Origin of the sequence: Pseudomonas sp. MM213, assembly GCF_020423045.1 — a bacterium.
In the GTDB taxonomy this organism is placed as follows: domain Bacteria; phylum Pseudomonadota; class Gammaproteobacteria; order Pseudomonadales; family Pseudomonadaceae; genus Aquipseudomonas; species Aquipseudomonas migulae.
The window spans coordinates 619,169-633,900 of record NZ_CP081943.1 but is presented as its reverse complement, the minus strand read 5'-3'; the positions used below and the strand labels follow the sequence as shown (position 1 = coordinate 633,900).

General features: G+C 60.5%; 15 protein-coding genes and 1 pseudogene. 6 read left to right on the top strand and 10 right to left on the bottom strand.

Annotated elements, in window-relative coordinates:
• Window positions 1-6 precede the first annotated feature (6 nt).
• Entirely contained in the window at window positions 7-936 is a 930-nt protein-coding gene (locus K5R88_RS03010) for a pyridoxal-phosphate dependent enzyme (protein ID WP_226299163.1), read from the bottom strand.
• 102 nt (window positions 937-1,038) lie between these two features.
• On the bottom strand, window positions 1,039-1,830 hold the full coding sequence (locus K5R88_RS03005) for an SDR family NAD(P)-dependent oxidoreductase (protein ID WP_226299162.1): 792 nt from the start codon (window positions 1,828-1,830) through the stop codon (window positions 1,039-1,041).
• Between the two features lie 124 nt (window positions 1,831-1,954).
• Between K5R88_RS03005 and K5R88_RS03000 the strand changes: the two genes are divergently transcribed.
• Both K5R88_RS03000 and K5R88_RS02995 read left to right on the top strand, forming a co-directional pair.
• Window positions 1,955-2,899: a GlxA family transcriptional regulator gene (locus K5R88_RS03000; RefSeq protein WP_226299161.1), complete on the top strand. Its 945-nt coding sequence runs from the start codon at window positions 1,955-1,957 to the stop codon at window positions 2,897-2,899.
• A 237-nt stretch (window positions 2,900-3,136) separates the two neighbouring features.
• Window positions 3,137-3,795: pseudogene (locus K5R88_RS02995) on the top strand (methyltransferase family protein).
• Between the two features lie 108 nt (window positions 3,796-3,903).
• On the opposite strand, the gene K5R88_RS02990 reads toward K5R88_RS02995, so the two are convergent.
• From K5R88_RS02990 to K5R88_RS02970, 5 genes are all read right to left on the bottom strand, one after another.
• A complete protein-coding gene (locus K5R88_RS02990) occupies window positions 3,904-4,572 on the bottom strand; it encodes an HAD-IA family hydrolase (protein WP_223450334.1) in 669 nt (222 codons plus the stop codon).
• 76 nt (window positions 4,573-4,648) lie between these two features.
• Window positions 4,649-5,056 (bottom strand): response regulator, encoded by a 408-nt coding sequence (locus tag K5R88_RS02985; RefSeq protein WP_226299160.1) that lies wholly within the window; start codon window positions 5,054-5,056, stop codon window positions 4,649-4,651.
• A 271-nt stretch (window positions 5,057-5,327) separates the two neighbouring features.
• Window positions 5,328-5,597 carry a pentapeptide MXKDX repeat protein gene (locus K5R88_RS02980; protein WP_223450332.1) on the bottom strand — a complete coding sequence of 90 codons (270 nt, stop codon included), beginning with the start codon at window positions 5,595-5,597 and terminating at the stop codon, window positions 5,328-5,330.
• 71 nt (window positions 5,598-5,668) lie between these two features.
• On the bottom strand, window positions 5,669-6,448 hold the full coding sequence (locus tag K5R88_RS02975; RefSeq protein ID WP_226299159.1) for a molybdopterin-dependent oxidoreductase: 780 nt from the start codon (window positions 6,446-6,448) through the stop codon (window positions 5,669-5,671).
• Window positions 6,445-7,053, bottom strand: a complete 609-nt coding sequence (locus tag K5R88_RS02970) for a cytochrome b/b6 domain-containing protein (RefSeq protein ID WP_226299158.1) — start codon at window positions 7,051-7,053, stop codon at window positions 6,445-6,447. The genes K5R88_RS02975 and K5R88_RS02970 overlap by 4 nt, the downstream gene beginning before the upstream one ends.
• A gap of 192 nt (window positions 7,054-7,245) precedes the next feature.
• Between K5R88_RS02970 and K5R88_RS02965 the strand changes: the two genes are divergently transcribed.
• Window positions 7,246-8,181, top strand: a complete 936-nt coding sequence (locus K5R88_RS02965) for a class I SAM-dependent methyltransferase (RefSeq protein WP_223450329.1) — start codon at window positions 7,246-7,248, stop codon at window positions 8,179-8,181.
• 116 nt (window positions 8,182-8,297) lie between these two features.
• On the opposite strand, the gene K5R88_RS02960 is transcribed toward K5R88_RS02965, so the two are convergent.
• Window positions 8,298-9,071 (bottom strand): helix-turn-helix transcriptional regulator, encoded by a 774-nt coding sequence (locus tag K5R88_RS02960; RefSeq protein WP_192417502.1) that lies wholly within the window; start codon window positions 9,069-9,071, stop codon window positions 8,298-8,300.
• A 111-nt stretch (window positions 9,072-9,182) separates the two neighbouring features.
• On the opposite strand from K5R88_RS02960, the gene K5R88_RS02955 reads away from it, so the two are divergent.
• Together K5R88_RS02955 and K5R88_RS02950 are read left to right on the top strand one after the other, a co-directional pair.
• Window positions 9,183-10,286 (top strand): polyamine ABC transporter substrate-binding protein, encoded by a 1,104-nt coding sequence (locus K5R88_RS02955; RefSeq protein WP_226299157.1) that lies wholly within the window; start codon window positions 9,183-9,185, stop codon window positions 10,284-10,286.
• A gap of 127 nt (window positions 10,287-10,413) precedes the next feature.
• On the top strand, window positions 10,414-11,529 hold the full coding sequence (locus K5R88_RS02950; protein WP_226299156.1) for a DmpA family aminopeptidase: 1,116 nt from the start codon (window positions 10,414-10,416) through the stop codon (window positions 11,527-11,529).
• A 1,092-nt stretch (window positions 11,530-12,621) separates the two neighbouring features.
• Here K5R88_RS02950 and K5R88_RS02945 read toward each other — a convergent pair.
• On the bottom strand, window positions 12,622-13,239 hold the full coding sequence (locus K5R88_RS02945; RefSeq protein ID WP_008034573.1) for a TetR/AcrR family transcriptional regulator: 618 nt from the start codon (window positions 13,237-13,239) through the stop codon (window positions 12,622-12,624).
• Between the two features lie 162 nt (window positions 13,240-13,401).
• Between K5R88_RS02945 and K5R88_RS02940 the strand changes: the two genes are divergently transcribed.
• Window positions 13,402-13,842, top strand: coding sequence for a hotdog fold domain-containing protein (locus tag K5R88_RS02940; protein WP_226299155.1), 441 nt, complete (start codon window positions 13,402-13,404; stop codon window positions 13,840-13,842).
• A 69-nt stretch (window positions 13,843-13,911) separates the two neighbouring features.
• Here the strand turns inward: K5R88_RS02940 and K5R88_RS02935 are convergent, their stop codons facing one another.
• On the bottom strand, window positions 13,912-14,604 hold the full coding sequence (locus K5R88_RS02935) for a GNAT family N-acetyltransferase (protein ID WP_008034576.1): 693 nt from the start codon (window positions 14,602-14,604) through the stop codon (window positions 13,912-13,914).
• Between the last annotated feature and the right edge of the window lie 128 nt (window positions 14,605-14,732).

The window sequence follows — 14,732 nt, the reverse complement described above, 5'->3', positions numbered from 1 at the left end:
TGCCGGCTACTTTGCGCTTTCAGCGGATGAACGCGCCCATCCGGCAACGAGTTGTGCGTTGATGCTGACGCCACCGCACACCACGATCACCACGTCATGGGCATCGGCAATTGCCGGGTGGTCCAGATAGCCGATTGCCAACGAAACACCGCACGCCGGTTCAACCAGCTGGCGCAAATCGTTGGCGTAACGCACCACGCCCATGATCGCTTCGTCATCGCCGAGCACCACGCATTGGTGAGGAAAATCGAGGATATGCTTCACCGGCCAGGCGGCCACTTGAGCCGCGCCGAGCGAGGTGGCAACGGTGTCGATGCGCGAAAGCCTGACGGGATGCCCGGCCTTGATCGCGGCCGAAAAAGACGCCGCGCCCATGGTTTCGCAGGCGACGATGCGGCAATCCATACGGCCATGCCGAATCAATCCCGTAAGAATGCCTGCCAGCAAACCACCGCCCCCCACCGACGTCACCAGCGTGTCGACTTGAGGGCAGTCCTCGAGAATCTCATCGATCATCGTGCTGTGCCCTTCCCACAACACAGGGTGATCGAAGGCCGGCACGTATTCGGTGTCTGCCCCTTTTGAAAGCTCCTTCGCCCGCTGATTGGCGTCGTCCCAGACCTTGCCGTGAACGATCACTTCGGCGCCGGTTTTGCGAATCCTCGCGCGCGTGCTTTCCGGGGTGGTGTGTGGCACCACGATGCAGGCTTGCAACCCCAGGCTGGCCGCCGCGACAGCGGTGGCGAAACCGGCGTTGCCACCGGAAGGACAAACCACCTTGCGCTTGCCCTCGGCCTTTGCCTGGCTGCACAACAGCCCCATGCCACGCAATTTGAACGAGCCGCTGGGTTGCAGGTTTTCCAGCTTGAGCCAGATCCGCCGAGTGGGGGTCGACAAACCCGGGTGCAAGATCAGGGGTGTTCTGATGTGAAGCATGTTGGGTTCCTCGGGCGCACACCGACGGGTCGAGTTCTTCAACCAGCCGGTGTTGCACGGTCCTTATCCAAGCTTAGATCACCCTGGCCCGAGCTTGCTGTTTCAACGATAACGCGGTGCCGCCGTGGAGTTGCCGAACAAGCCCGACAGGGTTTTGCGCTGGGCTTCGTAACGATCCCACTGCTCGCCATCGTGCAGGCCCGGAATGGTCACCACTTCCCCGCTCGCAAGCCCCACCAATGCGGCATCGACCATGTCTTCAGCGGACATCACGATTTCCTGCGGCAGGTTTTCCACCGGGTTGCCGGCCTCGCTCCAGAAGTCAGTCGCAGTGGCGCCGGGCAGCACGGCCTGGATACGGATGCCTTTATCCGCCAATTCGTGGTGCAGCGATTGGCTCAGACCCAACACAAACGCCTTGGTCCCGCCGTACACGCCGTTGAGGATTTCCGGCGCAATCGCGACGATCGAGGAGATGTTGATCACGGTTCCGGTGCCACGGCCGACGAAACCTGGCACAACCGCGTAGGCCAGGCGCATCAGCGCGGTGATGTTGAGGGTGATCATGTCTTCCATTTCATCCACCGGGCTGCCCAGCAGCGGCATCACGGCGCCGACCCCGGCGTTGTTGACCAGCAATGTAATGCTGGCGTCGTTACGCAGAATGCCTTCAACCCGGCGCAGATCGGCCCGGTTTTTCAGGTCGGCGGCGACCACTTCCACGGCGCGCCCGGTTTCGTTGCTCAGGTGATTGGCCAGGGCGTTCAGTTTGGCCTGGCTGCGGGCGACCAGAATCAAGTCATACCCCTGACGGGCGAGACGGTCGGCGTAGACCGCGCCGATGCCGGATGAGGCGCCTGTGATCAGGGCGGTACCTTTGGACGAGAGAGCCATGTTCAGTTTCCTTCACAGTGAGGCGAGGTGTTCGCCGGGTGTGAACAGTTATAAATTGACTGACGCTTGTCTCAAATGACGTTTAAAGTACGTTTTCAGGACATATCCTTTTGAGGAGCCGGCAATGACTTCCGTAGCGTTTGTGGTGTTTGAAGGCTTCCAGTCCATGGCGCTGGCGGCGATGCCAGTGTTCGAATACGCCAACTTCAGCGCTGGCGAGACGCTTTATACGGTGAGTGTGGTGTCCGAAGACGGCCGCACCCTGCGCGCCTCCGGTGGTTTGAGCGTTGGCACCGAGGCGTTTGGTGAACGGGTGTTCGACACGGTGATCGTGGTCGGCGGCGATGCCATTCTCGAGCAGGCGCCCGAGGGGGTATTGAATTACCTGCGCGCCAGCATCAAGACCGCACGACGCACGGCGTCGATCTGTTCCGGTGCCTTCGTGTTGGCCCAGGCGGGTTTGCTGGAAGGACGGCGGGCGACCACGCATTGGGCGTACGCACGGGAACTGCAGGCGCGGTTTCCATCGATCAAAGTGGAAGAGGATCGCATCTACGTGGTCGACGGTTCGATCTGGACGTCCGCCGGGATGACCGCCGGTATCGACCTGGCGCTGGCCATGGTTGAAAAGGATCACGGCGCCGAACTCGCCCGCGCCGTGGCGCAAAAGCTGGTGATGTACCACCGGCGCGCGGGCGGCCAGTCCCAGCACTCGGCGCTGCTGGAGCTGGAGCCGAAATCCGACCGCATCCAGACCGTGCTCGGTTATGCCCGCGAACACCTTGCCGAAGCGTTGTCGGTGGAACACCTGGCGGACGTGGCGAGCCTCAGCCCGCGCCAGTTCAGCCGGGCGTTTCGCGCCGAAACCGGGCAGTCGCCAGCCAAAGCCATCGAAAACCTGCGCCTGGAAGCCGCTCGACAGATGCTGGAACGCGGTCGGTTGACCCTCGATCAGATCGCCACCGAAACCGGTTTTAGCGACCGCCGGCGCATGCGTGAAGCCTTCCTCAGAGCCTTCGGCCAACCGCCACAAGTAATTCGCCGCAACGCCCGAGCCGAGGTTCTGTAGGAGCCAGCTTGCTGGCGATTGACCCTTGAGGCAGGTGGTGATTTTGAAAATGCCATCGCCAGCAAGCCGGCTCCTACAGGGTCCGGGACAACTCTCGCGATCCTCGGTCACACACTATTTGTAGGAGCCGGCTTGCTGGCGATTGGCCCTTGAGGCCGGCGGTGATTTTGAGAACGCCATCGCCAGCAAGCCGGCTCCTACAATGAATGGTGTATTCGTTGAATGTGCGGGGTGACTATGAAGATCTCGGCCAGGCTGGCGTTTTTCGCCATTGTCAGCACCCTGGCCTACCTCGGGCTCGCCGTATGGGGGCTCGGCGGGTGGGCCGCTTTTTCTCTCACGGGGCGCTGGTGGTGGTTGTGTTGGCGACGCTGCTGATGACGGTCGCAGCGCTGTTCACCGAGGTCAACCTCAGCTCCGGCGAACGTGAAGACCGGGCCAATCGCTGGGTGCTGCCGGCCTTCGGGGTGATCGGGATAGCGAGCGGTTTTCTACCCGCCTACACCGACCGGATCGACTTCTGGACCTTCGGCGGTGAAGGCGTGCGTTGGCTCGGGGCGCTGGTGTTCATCATCGGCGGTGCATTGCGCATGTGGCCGGTGTTTGTGCTGGGCAAGCGCTTCAGCGGACTGGTGGCGATTCAGCCGGGGCATCGCCTTGTGACAGAGGGGATTTATCGCCGTTTGCGCAACCCCAGCTATTTGGGGATGTTGGTGATTGCGGTGGGTTGGGCGCTGGCGTTTCGTTCGGGCGTTGGCCTGTTGCTGGCAGCGCTGACGGTGATCCCGCTGATTGCCCGCATCCACGCGGAAGAGGCGCTGCTGCGGGCGCAGTTTGGCAGTGAATATGAGGCGTATTGCAGCCGTAGCTGGCGGTTGATTCCTGGTCTCTATTAACGACATCGTTCCTGTAGGAGCCAGCTTGCTGGCGATGGTGTGTCAGTCGACATCGATGTGGCTGATAGACCATCGCCAGCAAGCTGGCTCCTACAGGGGATGGTGTTGTTACAAAGGAAGCAGGCGGACCTGGCCGTCGGGGTCAACCTGGACGGTGACCGAGTCATAATCGACCATCGTCGCATGCGGCGTTTCGATCGGATGATCGTGAGTCGAGGTAATGATCAACAGATCTGCCCCTGCGGCTTGCGCGGCGAGAATGCCGACCGTGGCATCTTCGAAGATCAGGCAATCGGTCACTTCGACACCTAACCGCCTGGCCGCCAACCGATAACCCGCCGGATCGGGTTTGCCGGCGCTGACGTCTTCCGCCGTGACCATCACCGCAGGTTCGGGAATCCCCGCCGCCGCCATCCTTCGCAGCGCCAGTGCCTTGGGCGCAGAGGTCACGATGGCCCACTGGCTGGCCGGCAGCGACGTCAGGAAATCCGCCGCCCTGCGCACCTCGACAATTCCCTCGACATCATCGATTTCCGCTTGGGTAATCCACGCTGCTTCAGCCTCGGCATCGACACCCGGCAATGCCTGACGGTTGATGGTGTCAATGGCCCGGACGCCGTGAATGGTCGGCAGAAAAGACTCGACATCCACGCCATGGCGCAAGGCCCAGTCGGTCCAGATGCGCTCGGCGGCGGCGATGGAATTGAGGACGGTGCCGTCCATATCGAACAGAAAAGCGCGATAAGGCTTGTTTAAAACCGATGGTTGAGCTGACAAGGATGAGCGTCCTTTTGCAAGAGCCGGGCGAGTTTTGCCGAGCAATGTAGCATTGGCTTGTCCGCCGCGTGTTGTTTCAGCCAACCGTCTTCGACTTCAACGCACTTTCCACGCAATCGAGCAACTGCCCAAGCGCCCAGGGTTTCTTGATGAACGACACCTCATGCCGCACGCCAGACGTTTGCGGCGTTTCGAAGCCGGACATGATCATGATCGGCTTGCCCGGCCAGCGGTCTCCGAACTGATTGGCCAGATCGGCACCGTTGAGTTTGCCGGGCATGGTGATGTCCGTCAGCAGCAACACCACCTTGTCTGCGTGCTGCTCCAGGTAGCCCGCCGCAGCATCCGCACTGATCTGAGGTTCGACGGTGAAACCCTCCTCCCGAAGAATTTCGCAGAGAAACTCCAGGATCAGCGGGTCATCTTCAACCACAAGAATCAACCCGCCTGGAAGGTTCTCGCCCGCCGTCGATACTGGACACATGACTTTGCCACTCCCTGATTGCCGAATGAATTCGCGGGCTCAAATCCGCTGCCTACAGGTATGAGCAGCGGACTCGGCGGAAATTCATTTTTGATACAGGGAGTCGACGAAATCAGGCGTCCTGCAAAATCAGATCGGCGCCTTTCTGGAATGCAAAAACCTGTAGGAGCGAGCCTGCTCGCGAAGACGGCTTAAAATTCAACATCACTGTTGACTGACCTGACGCCTTCGCGAGCAGGCTCGCTCCTACAGGGGATCGGGCTGTTTTGGCTTACTGCGACATGTTGTCCTTTTTCATGGCGTCCTTGGACATGGCATCTTTTTTCATCCCGTCCTTGGACATGGCATCTTTCTTCATCGTGTCCTTGGACATGGAATCCTTTTTCATCATCGAGTCTTTTTTCATAGCGTCCCTGGACATCGAATCTTTGCTCATGCTGTCCTTGCTCATGCCATCACTGGTTGTCGTCTCGGCGGCAAACACGCTGGCGGCACCTACGGCGAGGCACATGGACAATACGACGGTGGTCAACTTTTTCATGATGAAACTCCTTGAAGCACAGGTTGCGATTGAACGCAGCGTGAGCCGCGCGGTGAAGTTGGCGAGCGCCGTCAGCTGCCACCGAACCAGTTGTAGCCCTGGTCTTCCCAGTAGCCACCGCTGTAGGTGTTGCTGACGAAAATCGCCTGAATGTGTTTGGGGTTTTTGTAGCCGAGCTTGGTGGGCATGCGCAGCTTCATCGGGAAGCCGTATTCACGCGGCAGCACCGCGCCGTCATAGGTCAGCGCCAGCAACGTCTGCGAGTGCAACGCGGTGGCCATGTCGATGCTGGTGTAGTAATCGTCGGCGCATTTGAAACCGACATATTTGGCATCGGTGTCGGCTCCGACCCGTTTGAGGAAATCGCTGAACCGCACGCCGCCCCAGCGCCCGATCGCGCTCCAGCCTTCGACGCAGATATGCCGGGTGATCTGCTCGTTCTGCGCCATCGCGCGCAGCTCTTCGAGGCGCCAGCTGCGTTTGTCGGCGACCAGTCCGGTGACTTCCAGTCGATAGCTTTCTTCCTCAACGGTCGGTGCCTCGTCGATGCCGTAAAACGCGTTGAAGGGGAACGGCCGGGTGATCATCGACGCCGGATAGGTCGGTGCCAGTGCATTGGGATTGAACAGCCAGCCCTGCACCCGATCGTTGAACCGCGACATGGACGACAACGCGGTCTCGACGCTTTCGTTGTCGGTCAGGTTGCAGCCCGACAACATGGCCACGCCGCCGAGGGTCAGCCCACGCATCAGGAACGAGCGGCGCGAGCGGTCTTCGATCTGCGGCGCAATGATTTTCCGGGCGTCTTTGAGGATGGATGACTCATCCAGGCCTGCGATGGGCTTTTTCATACGGGCTCCTTGCGACCGATAATCATGGCCAGCAGCGTTTTGGGAACGAGTGCGACCATCACCAGATGCACCGCGACAAACGCCACCAACAGCGCCATCGCGATGAAATGCACATGCCGCGCGGCTTCGTAGCCGCCGAGTAATTCACGCAACAGCGGAAACTGGACGGACTTCCACAACACCAGACCGGTGACCACCAACAGCGTGATATCGAGCATCACAAACAGGTAAGCCAGCCGTTGCACCTGGTTGTAATGACTCAGGTCGGCATGCCCCAGTCGCCCGCGCAATGCGGCCCACAGGTCCTGCAGAACACCTTTGGGCGACACCGGGAAGAAGCGTCGAGAGAGACGACCGCTGGCGAGGTTGATGATCAGGTAGACAAGGCCGTTGACGACGAGGAACCACATTGCCGCGAAATGCCATTGCAATGCCCCGCCGAGCCAGCCGCCCAGCGTGATGCCTTTCGGGAAACTGAAGTCGTAAAGCGGCGATGCGTTGTAGATGCGCCAACCGCTGGTGACCATGACCAACACCGCCAGGGCGTTCAGCCAATGGGTCAGGCGCAGCCAGCGCGGATGGGATGAAGCAGGTATCGGCGACATGATCGGCTCCCGGCGGTTGTTGTTATTCGTTGGAGCCGAGTATGGGAGCCGACAGATCGCCAAATCCTCACGTAAAGTTAAATTAACCGTGATAACTACCCCGAGAACCTGTGGGAGCGAGCAAGCCCGCTCCCACAGTTTTTGTGCATTTGTGGTTAAAATGCCGCCCCCTCAAATGACCGACACCGCCCGATGAACTCAGACGCGCTCACCACCCTCCACGACCATCTGCTGACCGCTCTGGCCGCGGCACCCGCAGAAACCCGCCGACTGTTCCACGGTCGCGGACGGTGCTGGCCGGGGCTGGAGCAATTGACCGTCGACTGGCTGCAAGGCGTGGTGCTCGTGTCATTGTTCAAGGAGCCGGAAGCGGCGCAGTTGGAAGCGCTGAAACAGCGGTTGATGGCGCTCACTCAATCGCCGGCGTGGGCGACATCCGGTGCGCATACGTTGGCGCTGCAACATCGCTACCTGCTGCAAAGCACCACCGAATGGCTGGTCGGGGAAGTCATCGATGACATGACCATCACCGAGGGCGGCCTGCGTTATCGCGTGGACCTGGGGCGCAAGCAGAACACCGGGCTGTTCCTCGACATGCGTTACGGCCGCGATTGGGTGCGCGCCAATGCCGAGGGCAAGCGCGTGTTGAACCTGTTTGCCTACACCTGCGGTTTTTCCGTGGCGGCCATCGAGGGCGGTGCCGAACATGTGGTCAACCTGGACATGTCCAGCCCGGCCCTGAACCGTGGCCGCGACAATCACCGGCTCAACAGCCACGACATGAGCAAGGTGAGTTTCCTCGGCCACGACCTGTTCAAGTCCTGGGGCAAAGTGATCGGTAAAGGCCCTTATGACCTGGTGATCATCGATCCGCCGTCCTTCCAGAAAGGCAGTTTTCTGCTGACCAAGGATTACCAGCGCGTGCTGCGTCGGTTACCGGAGTTGCTCACGCCACAGGGCACGGTGCTGGCCTGCATGAACGACCCGGCGTTTGGCGCGGATTTCCTGATTGATGGCGTCATGCGCGAGGCGCCGAGCCTGCGATTCGAGCAACGGCTGGAGAATCCGCCGGAGTTTCCGGATGCGGATGTCGAGTGCGGGTTGAAGGCGTTGGTGTTTCGGCAGTAACACCGAGTTGCCCCCATCGCGAGCAGGCTCGCTCCCACAGTTGACCGCGTTCCAATGTGGGAGTGACGGTGAGACGATTCGACCTGCTCGCGAAGGCGATTGAACATCCAACGCATCTATCGCGGCTGCAACACCAACGCAAACAACTCTCCATGCCCGTTCACGTTGAGCTTGTGATAGACGTTGCGCCGATGCACTTTCACCGTTTCCGGCGAGATCCCCAATTGCTGGGCAATCGCCTTGCTTGAAAAGCCCTGAAGAATCAGGCGCGCCGTTTCGATTTCACGCACCGTCAAACGCGCATCGAAGCGATCCAGCAACGTCGCCAGATCCCCGGCCACGGCTTCGGCAACCTGGCCTTCTGGCGGCATCAATTGCAGGTGACGGCGCATCGCCGCCAGCACCCAGTCACGCACACAAAGCAGACAGCCCTGCTCTTCCAGGGTAAAACGCGTCGAACGGCCGAGTGACAAACCGAGCACTGAATCTTCGACGTTGATCATGAACTGCAACTCGTCGTCGCCCACCACCGAGCGAAAGTAACTCAGGTAGTACTCGCTCTGCTGAAACTGGTCCGGCGCCAGCGATTCGAGGCTGTGCAAGCCATCGGCAATGCCTGCACACGCGGCCTGATAAAACGGATCGAGCAGGTACATGCCGGCGCTGTAACCGGCCAGTTCCTCATGCTCGTCGGCGCTGCCCTTGGCGTCGAAATCGATCAGCAGGCGCGGCACTCGCCCCGGCCTCATCACCGCAACCAATGCGTTGTCCAGCGGCACCAGCAACCGCAGCGTGTCGACCAGTGCGCGCCAGAAACCGTCCCGGCCCAACGCGCCAAACACCCGCGCCAGGCCCTGATGCACCGGCAACTCTTTCAGCAACGCGTCCACGCTCTACCCCTTTCGAGTAACCCATGATGGGAATGGGTGAGTCCCCGGCCTGCCGATACGCTGCAAGCACCTGTTCATCACCGGCCTGCAGCAGGCCAGGAGTGCCGCATCATGAGTCGTCGCCTTCAACAGATCAATCTCGGGCTGAGCGCCTGTTTGTGCGTTTCGCTGTCGGCGTTGGCTGCCGAAAGCCCGACGGTTCACGTTTACAACTGGTACGACTACATCGGCCCCAACACCCTGCACGACTTCAAGCGCGACACCGGGATCGAGCCGGTTTACGACACTTTCGACAGCGCCGAAGTGCTGGAAGGCAAACTGCTCACCAGCCGCAGCGGCTACGACGTGGTGGTGGCCAGCAACTTCAGCCTGCCGACCCTGATCAAGGCCGGCGCCCTGGCACCATTGCCCCACGCGCAGATGCCTGACTTCAAAAACATGGATGCTGACCTGCTGGCGAAACTGGCCAACAACGATCCGGGCAATCAGTACGCCGTGCCGTACCTGTGGGGCACCAACGGCATTGGCTACAACGTCGATAAAGTCCGCGCCGCGCTGGGCGACAAGGCACCGGTGGATTCCTGGGAGCTGGTGTTCAACGAAGCCAACCTGGCCAAACTCGGCCAGTGCGGCGTGGCCATGCTCGACTCGCCGTCGGAGATGCTGCCGGTCGCCCTGCACTACCTCGGCCTGCCGCCCAACAGTACCAATCCCGAGGACTACAAGAAGGCCGAAGCGCTGCTGCTCAAACTGCGTCCGCACATCGCCTATTTCAACTCGTCGAAATTCATCAGCGACCTGGCCAACGGCAACATCTGCGTCGCGGTGGGTTGGTCCGGCGCGATGCTGGAAGCCAAGACCAACGCCGAGCAGGCCAACAACGGCGTGAAGATCGCCTACAGCCTGCCGAAGGAAGGCGCGCCGGTGTGGTTCGACACCCTCGTGTTGCTCAAGGACGCACCGCACCCGCAGCAGGGTCTGGCCTTCATCGACTATCTGATGCGCCCTGAAGTGATTGCCCCGGTCAGTGATCACCTCAACTACCCCAACGGCAACCGCAGCGCCACGTTGCTGGTGGCCGAAGCGACTCGCAATAACCCGGCGGTGTACCCGTCCGCGCAAGCCATGGCCACGTTATTCACCCTCCAGCCGCTGCCGCCGGCTACCGAACGCGTGCGCACGCGGATCTGGAGCAAGGTCAAAAACGGTCAGTGAACCCGCTTTTGTAGGAGCCGGCTTGCTGGCGAAGCGCTCTTGAGGACGCCATCGCCAGCAAGCCGGCTCCTACAGGTTCGAATGCCTCCAGTTATTTTTCTGCCAGGAATTGAAGATGAGAGAAACAATGAAACCACGTGCCCGCGACCTGAACCTCCAGTTCGGCCAACTGCAACCCGGCCCGCTCAATGCCATCACCGATGTGCCCGGCGTGCGGGTCGGCCACAGTGATGTGCGAGGTCGCACCGCCAACGGTCGCGACATCCTGACCGGCGTCACCGTGATCGAGCCGCGTGCCGGTTCCACCAGCCAGCAACCGTGTTTTGCCGGCGTCCATGTGCTCAACGGCAACGGCGACGCCACAGGTCTGGAATGGATCCGCGAAGCGGGCCTGCTCACCAGCCCGATCGCCTTCACCAACACCCACAGCCTGGGCGTGGTGCGTGATGCGTTGATTGTGCTGGACCGCGAACAGCAACCGGATGACGGGCGACTTTACTGGAACATGCCGGTGGTGCTGGAAACCTTCGACGGCTTGCTCAACGACATCAACGGTTTCCACGTCAAACCCGAGCACGTGGCCCAAGCCCTGCGCACGGCGACAAGCGGGCCGGTGAAAGAAGGTGCGGTGGGTGGCGGCAGCGGCATGATCTGTCACGAATTCAAAGGTGGCATCGGCACCGCTTCGCGACGTTTGAACGCCGCCCAGGGTGGCTGGACAGTGGGCGCCATCGTCCAGGCCAACCACGGTATCCGCAACGAATTACGCGTCGACGGTTACCCGGTCGGGCGCTATATGGAAAAGGCTGACTCACCATTCCTCAAGGCATCGTTGCCGCATCCGGGCATGGGTTCGATTGTGGTGTGCCTGGCCACCGATGCACCGTTGCTGCCACATCAATGCACCCGCCTCGCCCAGCGCGCCAGTCTCGGTCTGGCGCGGACCGGTGGCGGTAACGAAGACCACAGCGGCGATATCTTCATTGCCTTTGCGACCGGCAACGATGTGCCACCGGCTGCTTATGAGAGCAAGAAGGCGCCGACAACCGAGAACCTGAGCATGGTCAACAACGACCACATCAGCGAGTTGTTCCTTGCCGCTACCGAAGCCGTGGAAGAAGCAATCATCAACGCCCTGCTGGCCTGCGACACCGCCGAGGGCAATGGCCATGCGGTGCCGGGGCTGGACGCCGAAACACTACTCAACGCCTTGCGCCGTGCGGGCTGGCCGGGACGCGACTAGCGGTACTTGAGTGCCAAACTCCATCTTCCTACGATGATTCTACGCAGCCGTTTGTTTGCTCAACTCGAGCGGTTGCGTAGGTGGTGAGTGATCTGAACCCCTACCAAGCTCACCGCCTGTTTCACGTGCATCTTGAGCCTCAAGGGCTCTACTTTTTCCCCATCAAAGAGCCTTGAGGCTCTTTTTTTTTGCATGGGTGACAGACCCAGAAAAAGCCCGGTATCTGAACGTAGTAATGCTGTTCAATTGTGATTTTTTTGGATTGGGTGGGGGGCATATCCGTTGCTGCGGTGATGCTGCTATTGGTTTCGCTTTTACAGCGAGTCACTTTCGAAAAGCGCGAAAGTAACCAAAGCGCTTTTGCCCCTTTCGTTCGGTGCCTCGCTAATGCTCGGCATGCCCTCGCTCCGGTCCTGCTCCGTGGGCCCGCCGCCATCGGCCATCCATGGCCGGGGGCGGCTAACCCGGCATCCATGCCGGGTTGCCCACTGCGCAGAACCTCCACTCAGCCTCTCGAGGGGGCGACTACCGCCACAGCCGCCGAGGCGGCCTGAAAGCCGACCTGGCTCTTCAGTTGTCCGCGTTGTCCTTCTCTGATGCGTTCACTCATTCCGGACATGTACACCGATCTCCTGTAGGAGCCGGCTTGCTGGCGATGGACGTCAACGATAACGCGGGCTGTCTGAAAGAACGCGTCGTCCAGACGCTTTTCGCCGGCAAGCCGGCTCCTACAGGGAATCGCGTACGCTTTCGCTTCTCACCACTCATCAGGCCGAGCGTTAGCTCGCCTTCCGCTTTTGATCTGAGCGCCCCCTCGAGAGGCCGAGTGGAGGTTCTGCGCAGTGGGCAACCCGGCATGGATGCCGGGTTAGCCGCCCCCGGCCATGGATGGCCGATGGCGGCGGGCCCACGGAGCAGGACCGGAGCGAGGGAATGCCGAGCCACAGCGAGGCACCGAACGAAAGGGGCAAAAGCCCTTGGTTACTTGGGGCTCTTCCAAGTGACTCGCCGTAAGGGCGAAACCAATAGCCGCCATCACCGCAGCAACGGATATGCCCCCATTCAAAACCTCCCGCCAGGCTTTTTTGCAGGTCAACCGCCGGAAATCGACCGCCACGCCGCCTGTGCAAGCTCGTCCCTGTACACCTTCGGACTGCCCTTCACCCGACCCGACAACCACGTCCTGCAATAGTTGTCTGCCTGACCAATAATCAGCGACAGCATCAATTCAGCCGGAAAACCTTTCAATTCATCGCCTCTGGCCGAATCCGACAGCCATTCCAGCAATTGCTTGTTGCGCATCTTGTTACGGGTAGCCAGTTCGTCCTTCAAAGGCCCCTTGGTGACAGCAAATCGCGCGTGGTACTGGAAACGCGCCCATTCGGGTTGGCTGTCGACCCAATCCACGTAACTGTGCACCAGCGCATACACACCCTCTTGCGTGGTTTTCGCCTCGCTCAAATAGCTGTCGCGCAGCCTGGCCTGATCATCCAGGGCGGTGAAAAACAGCGCGGCCACCAACCCTTCCTTGTTCCCGAAGTGGTGATAAATCGCGCCCACGCTGGTGTCGCATTCGGCGCGGATCATTTCAATGGTCGTGGCCTCGATCCCCTGCTCGTTGAACAGGGCGAGGGCCTTTCGAAAAATATCGCGCTTGAGTTCGGCGCGTCTTCCGGGGTAGCAGCGCTCGAGTAAATCTGACGTTTCCATGCTCAACACAGTCCCAAAAAATCGATGGTGAAGGCAGATGACTGCCATCGGGCACGTGGCGACAGGTTGACAGATTTCCCGCCGACAGAATACTGTTCCGTTACAGAACATTATTCTGTAACGGAACACCATTCTGTTTTAGCCCCCTCAGCGAGGTTTCAAATGAGTCAGTTTCTCAGCATGTTCAACAGCGTGGGCCCGCAAGCATTCAGCAAAATGGCCTGTCAGGTTGCGCCCTACTTCAGCACCATCAACCCGCTGGTCACGGAGTTGCGCAAAGGCTGCGCGACGGTGCAGGTGCCGTTCGCCAAGGAAATCACCAACCACTTGGGCACCGTGCACGCGATCGCGATGTGCAATGCGGCAGAACTGGCGGCGGGAATGATGACCGACGTGTCGATTCCCGAAGGCGCACGCTGGATTCCAAAAGGCATGACGGTGGAATACCTGGCGAAGGCAAAAACCGACGTGACGGCGGTGGCCGAAGGGGGTTCCGTGGACTGGACCACGGAAGGCGACAAGCTCGTGCCGGTGGATATTCACGACGTCGAGGGAAAGAAGGTGTTCACGGCGCGGATCACCATGAACGTGAAGCTTTCCTGAGTTTTGCCATGGCCCAATGTGGGAGCGGGCCTGCTCCCACAGTTGATCGATTTGACTGGTGGGGCGCGGTCAGCGCGGCGACTCGCCCAACCGCTCGCGGACAAATTCATTGGCCTTGTGCGTCAATTGATCCAGATGCCGGTCACGCTGCTTTTCCGCATCGAGCATCGCCCGCTTGCCGTGCTTTTGCAGCAGGTACGTATGAATCTGCCGCACCTCCAGCGAGCTGTAGATCGACGCCACGTCGAGCAACCCCATCAACCCGTCAGAGCGATGATCGCGGGTGTTCATCAACACCTGCGTACCGCGCGTGCCCAGCACCTGAAAGCCCATCGATTCAAACCACGGCACCTTGGCCACCGCGCAGGTCAGCTCGGCATGCGGGTAGCGGCCGACCATTTCCCGCAGCATCCGCCGCGCCACGCCTTGACGCCGATGGCCGGCCTGCACCGCCATGTATGCGACGCCGCACGCCTCTGGATCGTCCTTGATCGGCAGGTACAGCAAGAAGCCGATGACCTGTTCCGGATCGTCCACATCGGTCGCGACCAGCAACTCCACCGCCACCCCTTTCGCCCCGTTCAGCGCCTCCAGATAGAGGTGAACCTCATAGCCGATCGCGTACTGGTAAACGTTGTACAACAGGTTGCTCGGCGGGATGGCGACCATGCTGATGTCGGTCAGGTTATCGACCACCATCTGCAGAATCTGGCTGGTGAGGTGCTCGGGGCACGGGGTTTTGAAATGGGTGATCTGGGGCATTGAGGCTCTGCTCTGACTCTGGCGGCGGACGCGCCTATCATAACGCGCCGACGAGACCGGCGTGGCGTGTCAGTTGGCAGTCATGCCGAGTGACTATGGAAATCAACTGCAGGAGCCGGCTTGCCGGC

Excerpts from the sequence above, each read along its gene's own strand:
- K5R88_RS03010 (WP_226299163.1), bottom strand. The coding sequence starts at position 936 with ATGCTTCACATCAGAACACCCCTGATCTTGCACCCGGGTTTGTCGACC.
- K5R88_RS03005 (WP_226299162.1), bottom strand. The coding sequence starts at position 1,830 with ATGGCTCTCTCGTCCAAAGGTACCGCCCTGATCACAGGCGCCTCATCC.
- K5R88_RS03000 (WP_226299161.1), top strand. The coding sequence starts at position 1,955 with ATGACTTCCGTAGCGTTTGTGGTGTTTGAAGGCTTCCAGTCCATGGCG.
- K5R88_RS02985 (WP_226299160.1), bottom strand. The coding sequence starts at position 5,056 with ATGTGTCCAGTATCGACGGCGGGCGAGAACCTTCCAGGCGGGTTGATT.
- K5R88_RS02980 (WP_223450332.1), bottom strand. The coding sequence starts at position 5,597 with ATGAAAAAGTTGACCACCGTCGTATTGTCCATGTGCCTCGCCGTAGGT.
- K5R88_RS02975 (WP_226299159.1), bottom strand. The coding sequence starts at position 6,448 with ATGAAAAAGCCCATCGCAGGCCTGGATGAGTCATCCATCCTCAAAGAC.
- K5R88_RS02970 (WP_226299158.1), bottom strand. The coding sequence starts at position 7,053 with ATGTCGCCGATACCTGCTTCATCCCATCCGCGCTGGCTGCGCCTGACC.
- K5R88_RS02965 (WP_223450329.1), top strand. The coding sequence starts at position 7,246 with ATGAACTCAGACGCGCTCACCACCCTCCACGACCATCTGCTGACCGCT.
- K5R88_RS02955 (WP_226299157.1), top strand. The coding sequence starts at position 9,183 with ATGAGTCGTCGCCTTCAACAGATCAATCTCGGGCTGAGCGCCTGTTTG.
- K5R88_RS02950 (WP_226299156.1), top strand. The coding sequence starts at position 10,414 with ATGAAACCACGTGCCCGCGACCTGAACCTCCAGTTCGGCCAACTGCAA.
- K5R88_RS02945 (WP_008034573.1), bottom strand. The coding sequence starts at position 13,239 with ATGGAAACGTCAGATTTACTCGAGCGCTGCTACCCCGGAAGACGCGCC.
- K5R88_RS02940 (WP_226299155.1), top strand. The coding sequence starts at position 13,402 with ATGAGTCAGTTTCTCAGCATGTTCAACAGCGTGGGCCCGCAAGCATTC.
- K5R88_RS02935 (WP_008034576.1), bottom strand. The coding sequence starts at position 14,604 with ATGCCCCAGATCACCCATTTCAAAACCCCGTGCCCCGAGCACCTCACC.